The organism is Streptomyces sp. NPDC007905, assembly GCF_042959345.1.
In the GTDB taxonomy this organism is placed as follows: domain Bacteria; phylum Actinomycetota; class Actinomycetes; order Streptomycetales; family Streptomycetaceae; genus Streptomyces.
The window spans coordinates 1-15,137 of record NZ_JBIBKS010000037.1; the positions used below are offsets into that span (position 1 = coordinate 1).

A 15,137-nucleotide genomic window follows, 5' to 3' on the forward strand; every position below is an offset into this window, starting at 1 on the left:
GTACCGCTTCGTGTACTTGCTTCCCACCTGGTGCTACTTCCTCTGGAACCTCAAGATCCCAGTCTCCAGGTGTCCACGATCAAGGGGAAGCTTCAGACAGGTGCCCGGGCGGGCAGTCATCCGGCGTTGGTCGGCCACAAACGGATCTGATCGGCCCGTCCGCACCGGCATCCGGCACATCGCCGTTGTCCGTGACGCCTGTGTGTACCCGCTCGGTGGCCTTGGACGGAACAGGTCACCGAGGCGTCAACCGGCGGCGTCAGCGTCTTGATCGACGCCAGCGTCGGGCACCGCACGGCGCAGCGGCCCCAGATCCCCATACAGGGCGGCATGGAATGCTGCGGCGAGCTCGCGGGCCCGCCCCTCGCTCGGCACACCGTGCAGCATGAAGTGCACCGGGCCCGCAAAGGCGTCCGAGCCGGCTTCTCGCTTGTGGACCAGGCCGACGATGGCCGCCCGCATGGCGACGTTCACGGCGTCGTCGACGACGTGGCCCGGGCCGGCAGTCAGCGCGTCCGCCTTGACGGTCCACCGCTCACCTTCGCGTTCAATGCCCACGAACACGGCACCCTGCCCCTTGGCCGCCCGGTAGGCAGCATCGAACCGGTCGGTGGCGTCCGGGATCAGATGGCCAGGGCAGGGGATCGGCAACTGCTGCATAACGGGCATCATGCCGGAAATTTGCCCTAAATCGCCGCGCGGGCCCGGGTAAAGCAGATGCCGTCGTACGGCGAATACCAAGAGCCGCCTCAGTGCGCAGTTTGTTTCATGCTCCTGCTCGTGCGTGTACGGCTTCCGGTGGCAGCGACCAGCGTCCGCGGCCGCGGTCTGGCACTCCAGCAGGTGCAACACGTCGTCCCTCTCCTCCGGGAAGCCGGCTGCGCCGTCGCCTTGGTGCTACCGGGCCAGAAGCGCGCTCACGGTCTTCCCGCCTGTCCGCGGGGTCACCGCGGTGGCGCGGGCGAGGTGGTTGACCATGGGCCAGCCGAATCCTCCCGTGCCGCCGTACAAGTCGGGGGTGCGCATGCGCGGCGCCCGCGGGCTGGCGTCGTCGACGGCCACCTCGATGGCGTCGGGATGAGCGGTCAGGCGGAGTGTGCAGGCTCCGCCGCCGTGACGCAGGGCGTTGGTCACGAGCTCGGAGACGACCAGGATGACGGAGTCGGCGTCTTCGGGTGCGATTTCCTGCTGCCCGAGGGCTTCCAGGAAGTCCCGGGTGGCATCGCGTGCGCCGGCAACGGCGTTCGCGGAACATTCTGCTGCGGCGTTGACGCTCACCGTGTCCATCAGGTCACCCCGGTCTTAGATCGTCAATGCCCGGTCCTACACGCCACCCCTGCCCGGCCTCGGACCCGCTAACCGCGCCGGGCCGGTCTTCAGGGTGCGGGGCCTATCGCGAGTGAAGCCGGATGAGGTGTTGCGATCCGCGACGAGGCGCAAGTGCGCCGACCGGAGCGGCTGCCCAGCCGCCGGGGGCCAGGCGCCTGCTTGTCCGCTGCTCCGTTCGTGGGCGACTACCTCGCAGTCAGGCCCACGAAAATCTGTATTGGCTGGAGTAGACATTGGGCGACAGGCCGGTTATGGTTTCTCTCGTAGCCGAGATCAAGAGGGGCCCGGCAGAGATGAACTGCCGGGGCAGCAGTACGCAGTTGCAGTGCGCAGGACGGTGTGGCGGTGGAGTTCCGAAGCCAGGGTTGTTGCAGGACGGCGACGGGACTGACGGCCGGACCGGGTGGCCCGCAGTGATCAGGGGCCGCCATGAGCAGGACCGCAGTGCAGTTTTCGAGTGGTACCCCGGTAAAGGCGCCTGACTGCGGGCGCGCGTACCGGGAAGTTCGGCAGTGGGGTTCTAAGTCAGAGCAGATGCAGGACGGGCGACGGGGCTGGCTGCCGGAGAGTGGCGCTGTTGTAGGCCACTAGCAGTACCGCAGTACCGGTTTGGCAAGTGAAAGATCAGAGGGAAGAACGGAGGAGCCGAGCGCCATCAGGATCGCCCGGACGAGTAGTGGGTCCGGGTACCGCAGGACATCGATAGTGAGGTGGTCTCCGGTCACGCATCCGCGATCCCCGCACCCCCGGCAGCGTTCAGGCCGGGCGCGCGGAAACAGAAGGCCGGCGCATTACTGGGGCCGGCAGATGGTGTAGCAGTTCCTTCGGGGCCCTGGTGCGACATGGCACCAGGGCCCCTCCATGCGTTCCGCAGAGAGGTGCAATGACAGCAGACGATTCCCTCGGCCGTCTCGATGACGACGACTACCCCGCCTACACCATCGGCCGGGCCGCCGAGATGCTCGGCACCACCCAGAGCTTCCTCCGTGCCGTCGGCGAAGCCCGCCTCATCACCCCGCTGCGCTCCGCAGGCGGACACCGCCGCTACTCCCGCTACCAGCTGCGCATCGCCGCCCGCGCCCGCGAACTCGTCGACCAGGGCACCCCCATCGAGGCAGCCTGCCGCATCATCATCCTCGAAGACCAACTCCAAGAAGCCCAGCGCATCAACGTCGAACACCGCCGCGCCGCCGAAGCGCCCAAAGCACCCGCGGCCTGACGCAGTGCGTGATCATTGCCTTAGATTGACAGGATGTACGGGTGTGCAGCGCCTGCGTCAGCTGTCATGGTTGGGAAGTTCTCCATCGCCCACGTCTTCGGCGTGGGCGTTCTGCTGTGCTGCTGGACCAGGCGGTCACCTCCGCTTTTGCGCATGTTGCGGGAGGCGTACATCGGCTGGACGGCTTGAGACATGGCCGCGTCCGGTAGCTGCCGTCGCCCATGCGGGCAGTGCTGTCGGCCGGACAGCGGGCCCCCTCTCCCGAGTGGGAGGGCCTGTCACAGACAGGATCGGGGTCGCGCGGCCATGAGCTGCGCGACCTGAGGTGCAGCCCGGGGAGGCGCTACCTCGGCCGAGAGTTATGGGATGTCGGCGTGGGCTGAGAGCGTTCAAGCCGGAGGAGTAGGGGATGCGAGGTCGTGGCTGCGCGCGGCGTGGCGGCTGGGGCGCCGCATGCCTGGTGCGGCTGCCGTGCGGTTTGGAGGAGCAGACGTTCAGACGCTCGTCCAGGCTTCGAGGAAGGCTTTCCGTCCAGCAGGGTCGTCCGACCTGCGGTCTGCGTGCAGGACGTGCCAAGCGGTGAGTTCGAGATCGCGGAGCCACAGTTCTCCGATGACCTGTGTTTTGAGGTCGGGGAGATGGTCGGACTCGGCGAGGGCTTGGCCGATCACATCCCCGGCCGCGGCGCGTTGGGGCGGGGTCATCTCGTCGACAGCCGAGAGGATCTGACGGGCCAGGGCGGTTCCTTCGCCTGTCAGGGCTTGCAGCACCTCGGCCTTGATGTTGGCGGGTAGCAGGTAGGCGGTGCCCGAGGACCTCCACAGGTTGGACCAGAAGCGTTCGCCTGCCTCGGTGGGAGCAGGGAGCGCGGCCAGCAGCCCGAGGAGATGGCCGATGGACGCGTAGCCGCCGGAGTGGGCAGCCGCGACGACCGCGATGCCGGCGACACGCTCCACATCGAGATGCCGCGCTTCGAGGTCGGAAACGAGGCCCAATTGGTGTTCCAACTGGTTGGCGAGCGGGGCGGACACGTGGGGGCGGACTTCAGGAAGCATCGGCGATCCTTGCGGGTAGGCGAGCGGAGGTGCCCGTTCGGAAGCTCTGATCGTTCCCCAGGGCCAGCGGCTCTACTCGGCTCAGGGCGGCCCAATTGGCGGCACCTGGGAGCCGCATCGGTCCATCCGCCGTGAGAGAGCCCGCGCCCGGCCGAGGCGGCGCCTGGTTTTCGGACCCTCCTCTCGAAAGGCGGTCCTGTGAGATCTCCTAGCATGGACACATGTTTGCCAGGGGTGCCCGGGAGTCCGGGGGAGGACGGGAGTCCATGTCGCGTGACACCGCTGAGGTCGAGCGGGTGTACGTCGTTTCAGATCGTGGAGAGCAGCGCGAAGCCGGTCTGCCCCGCAGACCACACATGGACGGCGCGGGAGAGAACGCGCACCCGCCAACATCTTCCTGATCATCGCTGGCACCTGCACCCCCCTTGCCGTGGTGCTCCTCCCGCCGGACCAGCGATCCGTGCTGCTGTGGATCGTGTGGACGGGGGCATTGGCCGGCATCGCATTCCGGGTCCTGTGGATCGGAGCCCCGCGCTGGCTGTACACCCCGTGCTACCTGGCCCTGGGCTGGGCACCGGTGCGCTACCTGCCCGACTTCCTGCACACCGGCGGGGTGGCCGTCCTCACCCTGATCGTGGCCGGCGGCCTTCTCTACAGCGCGGGCGCGGTCGTCTACGCCCTCCAACGGCCCGACCCCGCACCCCGCTGGTTCGGCTTCCACGAGGTGTTCCACGCGCTGACCGTGGCAGCCTTCGCCGCGCACTACATCGCCATTTCCCTGGCCACCTACTGACCGCCACATCACTGCACGCCTGCCGGCCTGCCCGCTCGCCTCACCAGCGGCCCGGATGCGCGGCGGGACCGGCGCAGGGGCCACCGGGGTGCTCGCCGGGCAGGAAATCTCCACCAAAATACGCGCTCCTTTGAGCGCTTAACGGCGACAGCTTTTTCTCGAAACGCTGTGCTTCGGGTCGGTCAATATCTGTGGCCGCGAGGTGAGGGTTTGACACGTCGCACGGAAAGTGTTGTTGCCGTAATCGGCAGGACGGGGACATTTGCCGAACTCGGCCCGCCATCTCGTGCTACTGTCGATCTCAGTTGCAGTTGTGGTTCCCAAACTTCAAGCGTCTTCGCCGGTATTCTCAGCTGCTGGCGGCGTTTTCGTATGGCCGGTCGTTTTCCGGACGGGGCATCATCGCGGCGACCCGGTATCCGTGCATCGCGGGTTTCGGCGTACTGCCCAAGAGGAGATATGACATGGCGTCAGGCACTGTGAAGTGGTTCAACGCGGCCAAGGGTTTCGGCTTCATCGAGCAGGACGGTGGGGGTGCTGACGTGTTCGCCCACTTCTCGAACATCGCCGCCCAGGGCTTCCGTGAGCTGCTCGAAGGCCAGAAGGTCACTTTCGACATCGCGGCGGGCCAGAAGGGCCCGACGGCCGAGAACATCGTCCTCGCCTGACGCTGACGCGCACTTCGTAGCTGGGGCCCGCAGCGGGCCCCAGCTACGGACTTTTTCCCGCAGCGGTACGACCTGCGGGACGAGAAGCGTCCGTGGTCCCTCGACCAGGGACGCGCGCCTCGTCAAGGCGCAACCGGTAGGCGTCCGGGATTTCACGTCCATACGGCGTCAGAAATTCCGTCGATGCAATCCGCACCAGATCTACTGCACCCCTCATTCTTTTTGGCATTCCATTCGGTCCGTTTCTTGTGGTTCCCCGCGCTGCTTTTGCTGCGGGAATTCCTTGATGCGTGCCGTATCAAGGAAGGTTCTCCATGAACTCCGCACGTACCAATGACCGTTCTTCCCGCGGCGGCCGTGGCGACGGCCCTGCTTTTGGCACTGGCGCCGGTTCGAGGCGGGGCAGGCGTTTCGGATCGTCCGCCCCGAGCCGTTCCGGGGGCCCGAGCCGTTCGGGCGGCTACGGCCGGCGGCCCGCAGTGGTCCAGGGCGAGTTCGCCCTGCCGGAGACGATCACTCCCGCGCTTCCCGCGGTCGAAACCTTCGCCGACCTCGACATGCCGGGGCAGTTGCTGGCGGCGCTGACCGCGCAGGGTGTGAGCGTCCCGTTCCCGATCCAGGGCGCGACCCTGCCCAACACTCTCGCGGGCCGCGATGCCCTGGGACGCGGGCGCACCGGCTCCGGCAAGACCCTCGCTTTCGGTTTGGCCTTGCTGGCCCGCACCGCCGGACAGCGCGCCGAGCCCCGCCAGCCGCTGGCCCTGGTTCTCGTGCCGACGCGTGAGCTGGCCCAGCAGGTGACCGACGCGCTCACCCCCTACGCCCGCTCGGTGCAGCTGCGTCTCGCCACGGTCGTCGGAGGAATGTCGATCGGCAGGCAGGCCAACGCGCTGCGCAGCGGTGCCGAGGTCGTCGTCGCGACACCGGGCCGTCTCAAGGACCTCATCGACCGCGGGGACTGCCGGCTGAACCAGGTCGCGATCACCGTCCTGGACGAGGCGGACCAGATGGCCGACATGGGCTTCATGCCCCAGGTCACCGCGCTCCTGGACCAGGTCCGCCCCGAGGGACAGCGGATGCTGTTCTCCGCCACCCTCGACCGCAACGTCGACCGCCTGGTCCGCCGCTACCTCACCGACCCGGTCGTCCACTCCCTCGACCCGTCCGCGGGTGCGGTCAGCACGATGGAGCACCACGTGCTGCACGTCCACGGCGCCGACAAGCACTGGACGACGACGCAGATCGCGGCGCGCGAACGCCGGGTGATCATGTTCCTGGACACCAAGCACGCCGTCGACCGCTTGACGCAGGACCTGCTCAGCAGCGGGGTGCGGGCCGCCGCCCTGCACGGCGGCAAGTCACAGCCGCAGCGCACCCGCACCCTGACCCAGTTCAAGACCGGGCACGTCACCGTGCTCGTGGCCACGAACGTCGCCGCCCGCGGCATCCACGTCGACAACCTCGACCTCGTCGTCAACGTCGACCCGCCCACCGACCACAAGGACTACCTGCACCGCGGCGGACGCACCGCCCGCGCCGGCGAGTCCGGCAAGGTCGTCACCCTGGTCACCCCCCACCAGCGCCGCGACATGAGCCGCCTCATGACCGCCGCCGACATCACGCCCCAGACCACCCAGATCCGCACCGGCGAAGAGGCCCTCGGCCAGATCACCGGCGCCCGGACACCCTCCGGCATCCCCGTGACGATCACCGCGCCGGTCACCGAGCGACTTCAGCGCAGCACGTCGTCCTCACGCGGCCGACGCAGCCCCGCCTCGGCCGCCCGGCGCAGGACCGGACGGCAGTCGTCGTTCAAGGCGGCGGCGTAAGGACTTCGTGTCAGGTCCACGAAACTGGCCCACCTCTGCAGGAGGCACGTTGTGACGATGGTTCAGATGCAGCCCCGCTCGACGCGCGCCGCCCCCGTACCCAGGACGGTGGCCGACGCCATGGAGACCGCCGGGCCACAGGTCTGTGACGACATGACCGTCGAGGTGGCCCTGTCCGTCATGGCAAGCGCCCGCACCGCACACCTGCTCGTCTGCGACAACGACGGCGTGTGCACCGGACTTCTCACCCACGCCCAGCTCACCGCGATCCGCGACAGCTCCGCGTACACGGACCGGGTCCAGCTGCGGGACATCCTCGTCGACCCGGGGCCCTTCGCCTCCCCCGTGACCACCATGGCCGAAGCCGAGCACGCGATGCGCTGCCGCCGCCTCGATGCCCTGCCCGTGGTCGACGAACACGGCAACGCCCTGGGTGTCCTCGCCCTGGCCGCTGACCGCCTCGACCGCGGCAGTACCATCCCCTCGTTCTTCTCCCTGTGAGGCATCATGCGCTGTGTCATCGCCCGCTTCCCCTTCGACCTCACCAAGAGCGGCGTCCTGGAATCGATGAAAGGCGTCAAGCCCGAGGAAGTCGTCGGGGCATCCGTGACCATCGGTCGTCGCACCTACCCCGTCAAGCAGGTCGGGCAGGTCGTCACCCGCCAGGACCGCCGCGACTTCAGCGCCGGAGAAGTCCTGCGGGCCATGACCCAGCTCGGCTTCACCTGCCGCGACCTCTCCCAAGTGGCCGCACCCGAGCGCGTTCCCAGCCCGTTGCAAACGGCTTCCGCGATGCTCGGGGCCCCCGCGGCAGTCTGACCCACGGACAGGTGTGAGTCGCCGTCGCAGCACCAGCGAGCTTCGCCGCCGTCACTGTGCACTTCAGTGCCATCCTTCTGGCTGCCACATGAAGTACATGCGGTAGCGCAGGGCGCACGGAGGCTGGACCTGACCGCACACGGTCCGAGAGCGTGAGCCCCGGGCGGCTGGATACCCGGGCGCAGGCTGGGACACGTGGTGCCATATGACCCGTTCGGTGCTGGACTGGGCACCGGCACCCGCGTGTCCGGGACGCGAGTCCTGAGCGGCATCAAGTCGAGGAGTGAGGAGGCGCCGTGACCGCATGGGGGTCAAGCGGGAATCGCGCGGGCGGGGCGTTGACGCTGGCGGGGACGTTGGAGGCAGCGGAGGCCGCGGCGCCCGTGGAGTCGCTCGATGTGGTCGCGCGCATGCTCAAGGAGCGCCTGGGGGCGGCGTCGGTGTCCTTCCTGATCACCGACTTCAACGGCAGCTCGGTCGTGCGGCTGACGGCATGCTGGAACGCAACGCCCGGAGCCTGGACCTGGCGGACCTGATCGTCCGCACCCGCGGGCTGCATCCCCGCGAGGCCGCTCGCACCCTCATCGGGGCGATCGTCGACGCCGACCACGGTCATCTGGAGGACGATGCGACCGTCATGTGCCTGGACTGGCACGGCGCCGGCCACTCCAAGCGTGACGCCGCCACCGGCGCCGACCTCACCGACGCTTCACCGCTGTCAAGAACGGGACCAACCGCTGCAGCGCGTTAAATTTTGGGCCGCATGGCGGGTCCCACACCACCAAGGGCTTCCTGCGAGACCGCAACGCCGGTCAGCGAGGCGAGCATGACCAAGCGTTCCTCGCCTTGATCTTCTGGTGGTACCGCGCCACGGTAGAGCTGACCAACCGGCTGATCTCGTCACCTTCCGGATCAACTGTCGACACCATGGTCGAATCCTTTGAGCCTGGGGTCCAATTCGGCGGCCGCACCGCACAGGAGCACAGCCGGGTGCCCGGATGCTCTGCGACGGCCAGTGCCTTATCCAAGATCAGTACCTGCGCGCGGCCAGGAGCTTCCTCACAATCCGCGGCGTGGCGATAGCCCGGCCGGGCCCGCGGCCCCCGCCCAGCTTCCGCAGGACCCAGCCCGTTGGCCAGTGCGTCCCCAGATCGGTCCTACGCGGCCCCGCGCCCACACCGGTGGGGCAGGTGGTCACGACGGCCGGAGGAGGGCTGCGCCGAGTTCTTGGCCAGTCCCAGGTGCAGTCACCGCCAGGCTTCACCTAAATCGGCGATACCGCCACACCTGTTGCACTTGCTAGTCTCACTTATGATCTTTGCGACGTCTTGTCGTTGGGGGCTGACGATGTGTGATCGTCGCGGTATGCCTGTTGTGTGAGATATCCGCAGGGTGGTGGGCTGACGCTTGAACAGCAGGCGTTTCGCGAGCGGATCCGGCTGGGAGGCCGTGGAGCGATTCGCTGCGGGTGTCGCCAACGCCGAGGTCGCCAAGGACTTACGGGTGAGTGTGCGCTCGGTGCAGCGCTGGCGCCGGGCCTGGCAGGACGTCGGCACCGAGGGGCTGCGCTCTGCCGGGCCCGCCTCACGGCCCAAGCTGAGTGAGGCCCTGTTCACCGTGCTCGAGCAGGAGCTCGCCAAGGGGCCGGTCGCACACGGCTGGCCGGACCAGACGTGGACGCTGGCGCGGATCAAGACGCTGATCGGGCGCCGGTTCCACAAGAGTCCGCCATTCACCTGCGGTTGACGCCTCGCGGGCGTGAAAATTGGCACGGGGCTGTCCGCCGACGCCGCTTCATGTTTGGGCCGTGAGCCCGCACAAGAGTCTGGTGAGAGAGCCGCCTGAGGGGCCGCACACTGTCGTCTCGAACACGCCGTTCAGCTTCTCCGTCTCCCTCAGGCTCTCCGGGCAGTCCCTACCTGCACGGCGCACGAGGGGAGTAAGCCCGTGAAGGAGTTGAGCGAGGACCACGACGACGGAAGTGTTGCGCGGGTCGCGGCGATCGACATCGCCAAGGCGTCCGGGATGGTGTGTCTGCGTGTCCCGCACGACACCATCGAGGGTCGGCGAATTCAGCAGGTCTGGACAGTGGCGTCCACCACGAACGCGATTCTCGAGCTCGGCGACCGGCTGATCTGCCAAGGCATCCAGCGGGTGGTGATGGAAGCGACAGGTTGTTACTGGCGGCCCTTCTTCTATCTTCTGGAATCCCGTGGCCTGGAGTGCTGGCTGGTCAACGCGCGCGACGTGAAGAACGTCCCTGGTCGGCCCAAGACCGACAAGCTGGACGCGGTCTGGCTGGCCAAGCTCGCCGAACGGGGCATGGTCCGGGCCTCGTTCGTTCCGCCCAAGCCGGTGCGGCAGCTGTGGGACCTCACCCGCACCCGAACCGTCTTCGTCCAAGAACGTACTCGGCACAAGCACCGGGTGGACAAAGTCCTCCAGGACGCGCAGATCAAGTTGTCCGATGTCGTCTCGGACCTCTTCGGGATGTCAGGACGGGCGATGCTGGATGCCCTGGTCGCCGGGGAGCGTACTCCCAGAACGCTGGCGGATCTCGCCAAAGGGAACCTGGTGAAGAAGAAGGCAGCCCTCGTCGAGGCGCTCACCGGACAGTTCGACGACCACCACGCCCGCCTGCTCCGCGTGCTGTTGGGAACCGTCGACCATCTCACCGCGCAGATGCAGGAACTCGACCGGCTGATTGTCGATCTCATGGGCCAGACCACGGCCCCGCACGACGACCGCGGAAGCAGCCTGACCGACCACACAGACGTGACCGCTCAGGACATGGCCGAACGCTTGGATGCCGTCCCCGGCGTCGGGCCGGCTACCGCCCAGATCATCCTCGCCGAGATCGGCCTGGACATGAGCCGCTTTCCCACCCCTGAGCACCTGGTCTCGTGGGCAAAACTATGTCCGCGAACCATCCAGTCCGGAGCCACGAACACCACCGGTCCGGCCGGCAGGGGGAATCCCTGGCTCAAGGGCGCACTGGGTGAAGCCGCCAGCGCCGCCGCCCGCACCGATACCTTCCTCGGTGCCCGTTACCGACGCATCGTGAAACGCCGGGGCCACAGCAAGGCTCTGGTCGCCGTCGCTCGCTCGCTGCTTGTCATTACCTGGCACCTGCTCAGCGAGCCTGACGCTTCCCACCAAGAACTCGGTGCTGAATGGCACCACCGTCATCTCAATACCGCCCGCAAGACTCGAGATCTTGTCCGTCAGCTCCAGGCCCTCGGGCACCAAGTCACTCTCGCACCCGCAGCCTGAACCTTCCGTATCCGCCTCCGACGTCCGTTCTGCTTCGCAGAACGGACCCTGCCGCCTGCCTGGCTATGGTTCGATTTTCCGTTCAGCATGACGTCGGCGATCGCGCGGATGCTGCACCGGCACGGCTTCAGCCACCAGGTCCCGGCCCGCCGAGCGGTCGAGCGCGACGAGGAGGCCGTGGCGGGCTGGGTGAAGGAGACCTGGCCGCAGGTGGAAGGTCCGTGGCGGCGCTCGACGGCTGGCTGTGTTTCGAAGACGAAGCCGGCTTCTCGATGACGCCGCCCACCACACGGACCTGGGCCCGGCGCGGACACACCCGTCATCCAGGTGAGGGGACGCTCCCAGCGCCGCTTCTCCATCGCCGCCCTGGCCTGCTACAAGCACGGTGAACGCTCACAGCTGATCTACCGGCCCAAGCGGCATCTCGATCACAAGCGCGGCGGCAGACGCAGTTTCACCTGGACCGACTACCGCGACCTACTCACAGCCGCACACCAGCAGCTCGGCGCACCCATCGTGCTCGTGTGGGACAACCTCAACGTCCACAAGGGCCGCCGACTGCGGGAGTTCATCAACACCCACGACTGGATCACCTGCTCCTTCCTGCCGGCCTACGCACCCGACCTCAACCCCATCGAGGGCATCTGGTCACTGCTGCGGCGCAGCAGCCAGGTCAACACCGCCTTCACCGACCCCGACCACCTCATCAGCACGCTCCGACATGGTCTCCGCCAAGTCCAGTACCGCAGCAACCTCATCAACGGGTGCCTCGCCGAAATCGGCAGGCCTCACCTTGACGACATCACGGCGACAACGTCAGTAGCGGCGGTCCACGACAGCGAAGGGCTCAAGCCGTGGGTCGGGGCCGAATAACCAGCCAGTCGGTGCCACATGGTGGCACCGACTGGCGATCCAACCCCCGCCTCAGGGGTGCCCATCGCGGCTCCCATAGGTCCGTGACTCCTAAACTTCAGGCAGCCACGAGCCGTATCAGCGCCACGCCCCCCGGGAGGGATGGGCTGCCCACCGGTTGGATACTTGAGTAACCCATGGTCCCGGCATATGCCGCAACATTCTGATGGCATCGTCACCTGAATGGAGAGGCGCACTACGGAGCACATTCGGAGTGTCCCTGTCTTTCCGGTGGAAGGCGAAGGATGCGGTCCGACCCCGTCGGGCAGGGGAGCGTGCGCGTGTCCTGACTCCGATGGAGCTTGCCCCCGGACGTTCCCGTCTGCGGTTGTCGATCTTCGGTCGTGCGGCTCCGCGGCGGCGGGGGGAGGACTCGTGGGCGACGCCGGACTCACGGGTGCCGTGCGCTCGGACAGGGCTCGGCCGTGGACGGGCCGGCGGGGCTCGGTACGGGGGAGGCAGCGTGCCGGTCGTCGGGTGCGGGGAGCGGGCCGGCTCGGCCGGGCGGGGCGGGCAGCCACGCGTGGTAAGCACCAGCGCGGCCACCGGCCAGCGCCAGCGAACGCCGACCCCATTGTATGCCGGGCTCACTAGCATGCCGCCGGTGCGTCGAAAAGGGGATCTGCAAAAGGAGCCGCCCGGCGGCATCGCGGTCGAGACGGCCGACCATGGTCTCGGACGTTCCCGGGGGCGGGCTGACCACACCGAGATCCACCTCGCCGTCGAGCAGGGGCAGAAGCCTCTGACGGTGCTGATCCCGGCCGGACAGCGGGGCACGACCACGGACTCGGACGCTCCCGAGGCGGCCTGACGACCAAGCTCCATCTGGCAGTCGAGCAGGCCCAGAAGCCGATGTCACTGGTGATCACGGCCGGGCAACGCGGTGACTCCCCGCAATTCCAAGTGGTCCTGGGGCGTATCCGGGTGCCCAGGCTCGGACCGGGCCACCCGCGCACCCGCCCCCACACGGTTCGTGCCGACAAGAGACCCCATGCAGCTATCGGGTCAAGCGGCCGCCGTGAGTGGGGAACACGCCGGCTGGTTGAAGGCGATGGCTTCGTCGTATTTCTGATGGTTGGTCAGGCAGTGGTGAAGCTGGCCAAGCAGGCGGTTGAACAGGTTGCGGAGGGCCGCGTGATAGCGGTCGCCGCTGCTGCGTCGGCGGTTGTAGTGGGCGTGGGCTCCGGGAGAGGCGGTCAGCGCAGCGAATGCCCAGTGCCGGCCGGTCGCGGCCAGGCGGCTGCTCTTGATCCGGCGGTGGGTGACGTGTCGGCTCTTGCTGGACTGCCGGGTAACCGGTGCGCTTCCGGCGTAGGCCTTCAGATCGCGGACAAGTGGGCTGGGGAGGCCAGCCCGTAGGACATGCAGCACCTGCTGTGCCGGGCCTCCTGGGACGCCGATGCTGTCCGCGACGACGTGCGCGAATACGTCGTCGAGCACCTCCACGACGAGGCCGCGGTGCTGGTCGTCGACGAGACCGGTGATGTGAAGAAGGTCACCCATACCGTCGCCGTCCAGCGCCAGTACACCGGCACGGCCGGGAGGATCGAAAACTCCCAGGTCGCTGTCTACCTCGTCTATGCCGGCGCGCGGGGACACGCTGCGGTTGACCGGGAGCTGTACATCCCGCGCTCCTGGACATGCGACCCGAACCGCTGCCGGGCGGCGGGGCTCGGCGAGGACATTGTCTTCGCGACCAAACCGGAACTGGCCCGCACGATGATCGAGCGGTTCTGGGCCGCCGGGCACCGTGTCGGCTGGGTCACGGGGGATGAGGTCTACGGCGGCAACCCGAGACTGCGGACGGCGCTGGAGGAACGCGGCATTGGCTATGTCCTCAACGTGGCCTGCTCGGCCGAAATGACCACGAGTGCGGGCAAGCTTCGCGCCGATGCCCTGGCGAAGAAGGTGCCGAAGCGGGCCTGGCAAAACCTCTCGGCCGGACCTGGTGCGAAGGGGCACCGCCTCTACGACTGGGCCGTCATCGTCGCCGACCCGGCTCCGTGCCACCGCCAGCTCCTGATCCGCCGCAACCGCACTACCGGCGAACTCGCCTACTACCGCTGCTATTCCATCGAGCCCACGCCCCCGGCTCTCCTGGTCCGCGTCGCCGGCTCCAGGTGGCGGGTGGAAGAGACTTTCCAGGCCGAGAAGGGGCTGGCGGGACTCGACGAGCAACAGGTCTGTCCGCGTACTCGTGTGAGTGCACCACCGAGTACGAAGTTATGTGCACCACCGCTCAGGCCACGTCGGTGTCCCGCTCGATGGCCTGGAGGCGGTTCTTGAGCCGGTAGCTGTTGCCATTGATCGAAACGACCTCGCAGTGATGCAGGAGGCGGTCGAGGATCGCCGTGGCCAGGACCTCGTCGCCGAAGACCTGGCCCCATTCGCCGAAGGTCTTGTTCGAGGTCAGGATGATGGAGCCTTTCTCGTAGCGCTTGGAGATGACCTGGAAGACCAGGTTCGCTTCGGCCCGCTCCAGCGGCTGGTAGCCCACCTCGTCGACCACGAGGACGATGGGGCGGAGATAACTGGTGAGCTTGCTGATCAGCCGGCCCTGGTCTTCGGCGGCCTTGAGGCGGCGGACCATGTCACAGCGCAGGCGTTCGTCCCGGCCGACCAGGAGGCGTGTCAGCGGCGGGCTGAGAATCAGGACGGCCACCGTGTTGGCGATCATCGCCGTGCCGTAGGCGGTGGGGGGCAGGCCGTCTGCGCTCATGACCAGCGGCAGCACACTGACCAACCCGTAGGCGCTGATCATGGCACCGCCGGCGGCGACTGCGATCCACCGCAGCGCAGGGTCGGAAAGGACCTGCCGGTAGGTGAGCGGCGCCGCAGCGCAAGGCGCCTGGGCGGGCCGCGACGACAGCACCCGGCGGGCGATGACCGCGGCGGCCACGCACGCCAGGCCGTTGAGGACGAACAGGATCCGATAGCCGTGGCTATGCGCGAGATAGCCGCCCACACCGCCGCTCACGGACACGCCGACGTTCGTCACCCAGTACATCCAGCTCTGGGCACGGGTGCGGCCGGCCTCACTGGTGACCCGCTCGTTGATCTCCGCGGACACCGCCGGGCGCTGGACCTCCATGGTGCAGCCCAGACAGAACGCCAGGACCATCACGGCAGGCAGTGTGCGAACCACGGCCAGAGCGATGCACGCGGTAGCCGATGCCACCAGCCACAAGCTCAAGGTGGTGCGCTGCCCCACCCGGTCAGTCATCGCCCCGCAGACGCCTT

The 15,137-nt window shown here is 67.8% G+C and carries 13 protein-coding genes and 6 pseudogenes; 14 read left to right on the forward strand and 5 right to left on the reverse strand.

What is annotated here, in order from left to right; genetic code table 11:
• Positions 1–246: 246 nt before the first annotated feature.
• Positions 247–852, reverse strand: a complete 606-nt coding sequence (locus tag ACFZDC_RS38440) for a hypothetical protein (RefSeq protein WP_391331312.1) — start codon at positions 850–852, stop codon at positions 247–249.
• A gap of 45 nt (positions 853–897) precedes the next feature.
• Positions 898–1,287, reverse strand: coding sequence for an ATP-binding protein (locus ACFZDC_RS38445; RefSeq protein ID WP_391331314.1), 390 nt, complete (start codon positions 1,285–1,287; stop codon positions 898–900).
• A gap of 925 nt (positions 1,288–2,212) precedes the next feature.
• Here ACFZDC_RS38445 and ACFZDC_RS38450 point away from each other — a divergent pair.
• Positions 2,213–2,548 (forward strand): MerR family transcriptional regulator, encoded by a 336-nt coding sequence (locus ACFZDC_RS38450; RefSeq protein ID WP_391331316.1) that lies wholly within the window; start codon positions 2,213–2,215, stop codon positions 2,546–2,548.
• A 494-nt stretch (positions 2,549–3,042) separates the two neighbouring features.
• On the opposite strand, the gene ACFZDC_RS38455 is transcribed toward ACFZDC_RS38450, so the two are convergent.
• Positions 3,043–3,603 (reverse strand): hypothetical protein, encoded by a 561-nt coding sequence (locus tag ACFZDC_RS38455; RefSeq protein WP_391331318.1) that lies wholly within the window; start codon positions 3,601–3,603, stop codon positions 3,043–3,045.
• Between the two features lie 385 nt (positions 3,604–3,988).
• Here ACFZDC_RS38455 and ACFZDC_RS38460 point away from each other — a divergent pair.
• The 12 genes and pseudogenes from ACFZDC_RS38460 to ACFZDC_RS38515 all read left to right on the forward strand — a co-directional run.
• A pseudogene (locus tag ACFZDC_RS38460) lies at positions 3,989–4,396 on the forward strand (hemolysin III family protein); the annotation flags it as partial.
• Between the two features lie 464 nt (positions 4,397–4,860).
• Complete coding sequence (locus tag ACFZDC_RS38465) at positions 4,861–5,064, forward strand: cold-shock protein (RefSeq protein ID WP_007387007.1); 204 nt, start codon at positions 4,861–4,863, stop codon at positions 5,062–5,064.
• 314 nt (positions 5,065–5,378) lie between these two features.
• Complete coding sequence (locus tag ACFZDC_RS38470) at positions 5,379–6,893, forward strand: DEAD/DEAH box helicase (RefSeq protein WP_391331321.1); 1,515 nt, start codon at positions 5,379–5,381, stop codon at positions 6,891–6,893.
• A gap of 51 nt (positions 6,894–6,944) precedes the next feature.
• Entirely contained in the window at positions 6,945–7,394 is a 450-nt protein-coding gene (locus ACFZDC_RS38475; protein ID WP_391331323.1) for a CBS domain-containing protein, read from the forward strand.
• Between the two features lie 6 nt (positions 7,395–7,400).
• Positions 7,401–7,712 (forward strand): SCO5918 family protein, encoded by a 312-nt coding sequence (locus ACFZDC_RS38480; protein ID WP_391331325.1) that lies wholly within the window; start codon positions 7,401–7,403, stop codon positions 7,710–7,712.
• 296 nt (positions 7,713–8,008) lie between these two features.
• Positions 8,009–8,248, forward strand: coding sequence for a hypothetical protein (locus ACFZDC_RS38485; protein WP_391331378.1), 240 nt, complete (start codon positions 8,009–8,011; stop codon positions 8,246–8,248).
• A pseudogene (locus ACFZDC_RS38490) lies at positions 8,194–8,463 on the forward strand (serine/threonine-protein phosphatase); the annotation flags it as partial. The gene ACFZDC_RS38485 and the pseudogene ACFZDC_RS38490, both read left to right, overlap by 55 nt.
• A gap of 625 nt (positions 8,464–9,088) precedes the next feature.
• Positions 9,089–9,437, forward strand: a pseudogene (locus ACFZDC_RS38495) (helix-turn-helix domain-containing protein); the annotation flags it as partial.
• Between the two features lie 222 nt (positions 9,438–9,659).
• On the forward strand, positions 9,660–10,985 hold the full coding sequence (locus ACFZDC_RS38500) for an IS110 family transposase (protein WP_391331326.1): 1,326 nt from the start codon (positions 9,660–9,662) through the stop codon (positions 10,983–10,985).
• 99 nt (positions 10,986–11,084) lie between these two features.
• Positions 11,085–11,261: pseudogene (locus ACFZDC_RS38505) on the forward strand (winged helix-turn-helix domain-containing protein); the annotation flags it as partial.
• Positions 11,258–11,858: pseudogene (locus tag ACFZDC_RS38510) on the forward strand (transposase). The pseudogenes ACFZDC_RS38505 and ACFZDC_RS38510, both read left to right, overlap by 4 nt.
• 643 nt (positions 11,859–12,501) lie before the next feature.
• The gene (locus ACFZDC_RS38515) at positions 12,502–12,708 is read left to right on the forward strand and encodes a hypothetical protein (protein ID WP_391331328.1); all 207 of its coding nucleotides are present in this window, start codon (positions 12,502–12,504) and stop codon (positions 12,706–12,708) included.
• Positions 12,709–12,902: 194 nt separating this feature from the next.
• Here ACFZDC_RS38515 and ACFZDC_RS38520 read toward each other — a convergent pair whose 3' ends face one another.
• Positions 12,903–13,268 (reverse strand): hypothetical protein, encoded by a 366-nt coding sequence (locus ACFZDC_RS38520; protein ID WP_391331380.1) that lies wholly within the window; start codon positions 13,266–13,268, stop codon positions 12,903–12,905.
• Between ACFZDC_RS38520 and ACFZDC_RS38525 the strand changes: the two are divergent.
• A pseudogene (locus ACFZDC_RS38525) lies at positions 13,164–14,081 on the forward strand (IS701 family transposase); the annotation flags it as partial. The gene ACFZDC_RS38520 and the pseudogene ACFZDC_RS38525 overlap by 105 nt on opposite strands.
• 55 nt (positions 14,082–14,136) lie before the next feature.
• Here the strand turns inward: ACFZDC_RS38525 and ACFZDC_RS38530 are convergent.
• Complete coding sequence (locus ACFZDC_RS38530) at positions 14,137–15,120, reverse strand: MFS transporter (RefSeq protein ID WP_391331329.1); 984 nt, start codon at positions 15,118–15,120, stop codon at positions 14,137–14,139.
• Positions 15,121–15,137: the final 17 nt, after the last annotated feature.

Bases quoted from the DNA above. Each gene is read 5' to 3' on its own strand.
- ACFZDC_RS38455 (WP_391331318.1), bottom strand. From the start codon at position 3,603: ATGCTTCCTGAAGTCCGCCCCCACGTGTCCGCCCCGCTCGCCAACCAG.
- ACFZDC_RS38465 (WP_007387007.1), top strand. From the start codon at position 4,861: ATGGCGTCAGGCACTGTGAAGTGGTTCAACGCGGCCAAGGGTTTCGGC.
- ACFZDC_RS38445 (WP_391331314.1), bottom strand. From the start codon at position 1,287: ATGGACACGGTGAGCGTCAACGCCGCAGCAGAATGTTCCGCGAACGCC.
- ACFZDC_RS38470 (WP_391331321.1), top strand. From the start codon at position 5,379: ATGAACTCCGCACGTACCAATGACCGTTCTTCCCGCGGCGGCCGTGGC.
- ACFZDC_RS38450 (WP_391331316.1), top strand. From the start codon at position 2,213: ATGACAGCAGACGATTCCCTCGGCCGTCTCGATGACGACGACTACCCC.
- ACFZDC_RS38530 (WP_391331329.1), bottom strand. From the start codon at position 15,120: ATGACTGACCGGGTGGGGCAGCGCACCACCTTGAGCTTGTGGCTGGTG.
- ACFZDC_RS38480 (WP_391331325.1), top strand. From the start codon at position 7,401: ATGCGCTGTGTCATCGCCCGCTTCCCCTTCGACCTCACCAAGAGCGGC.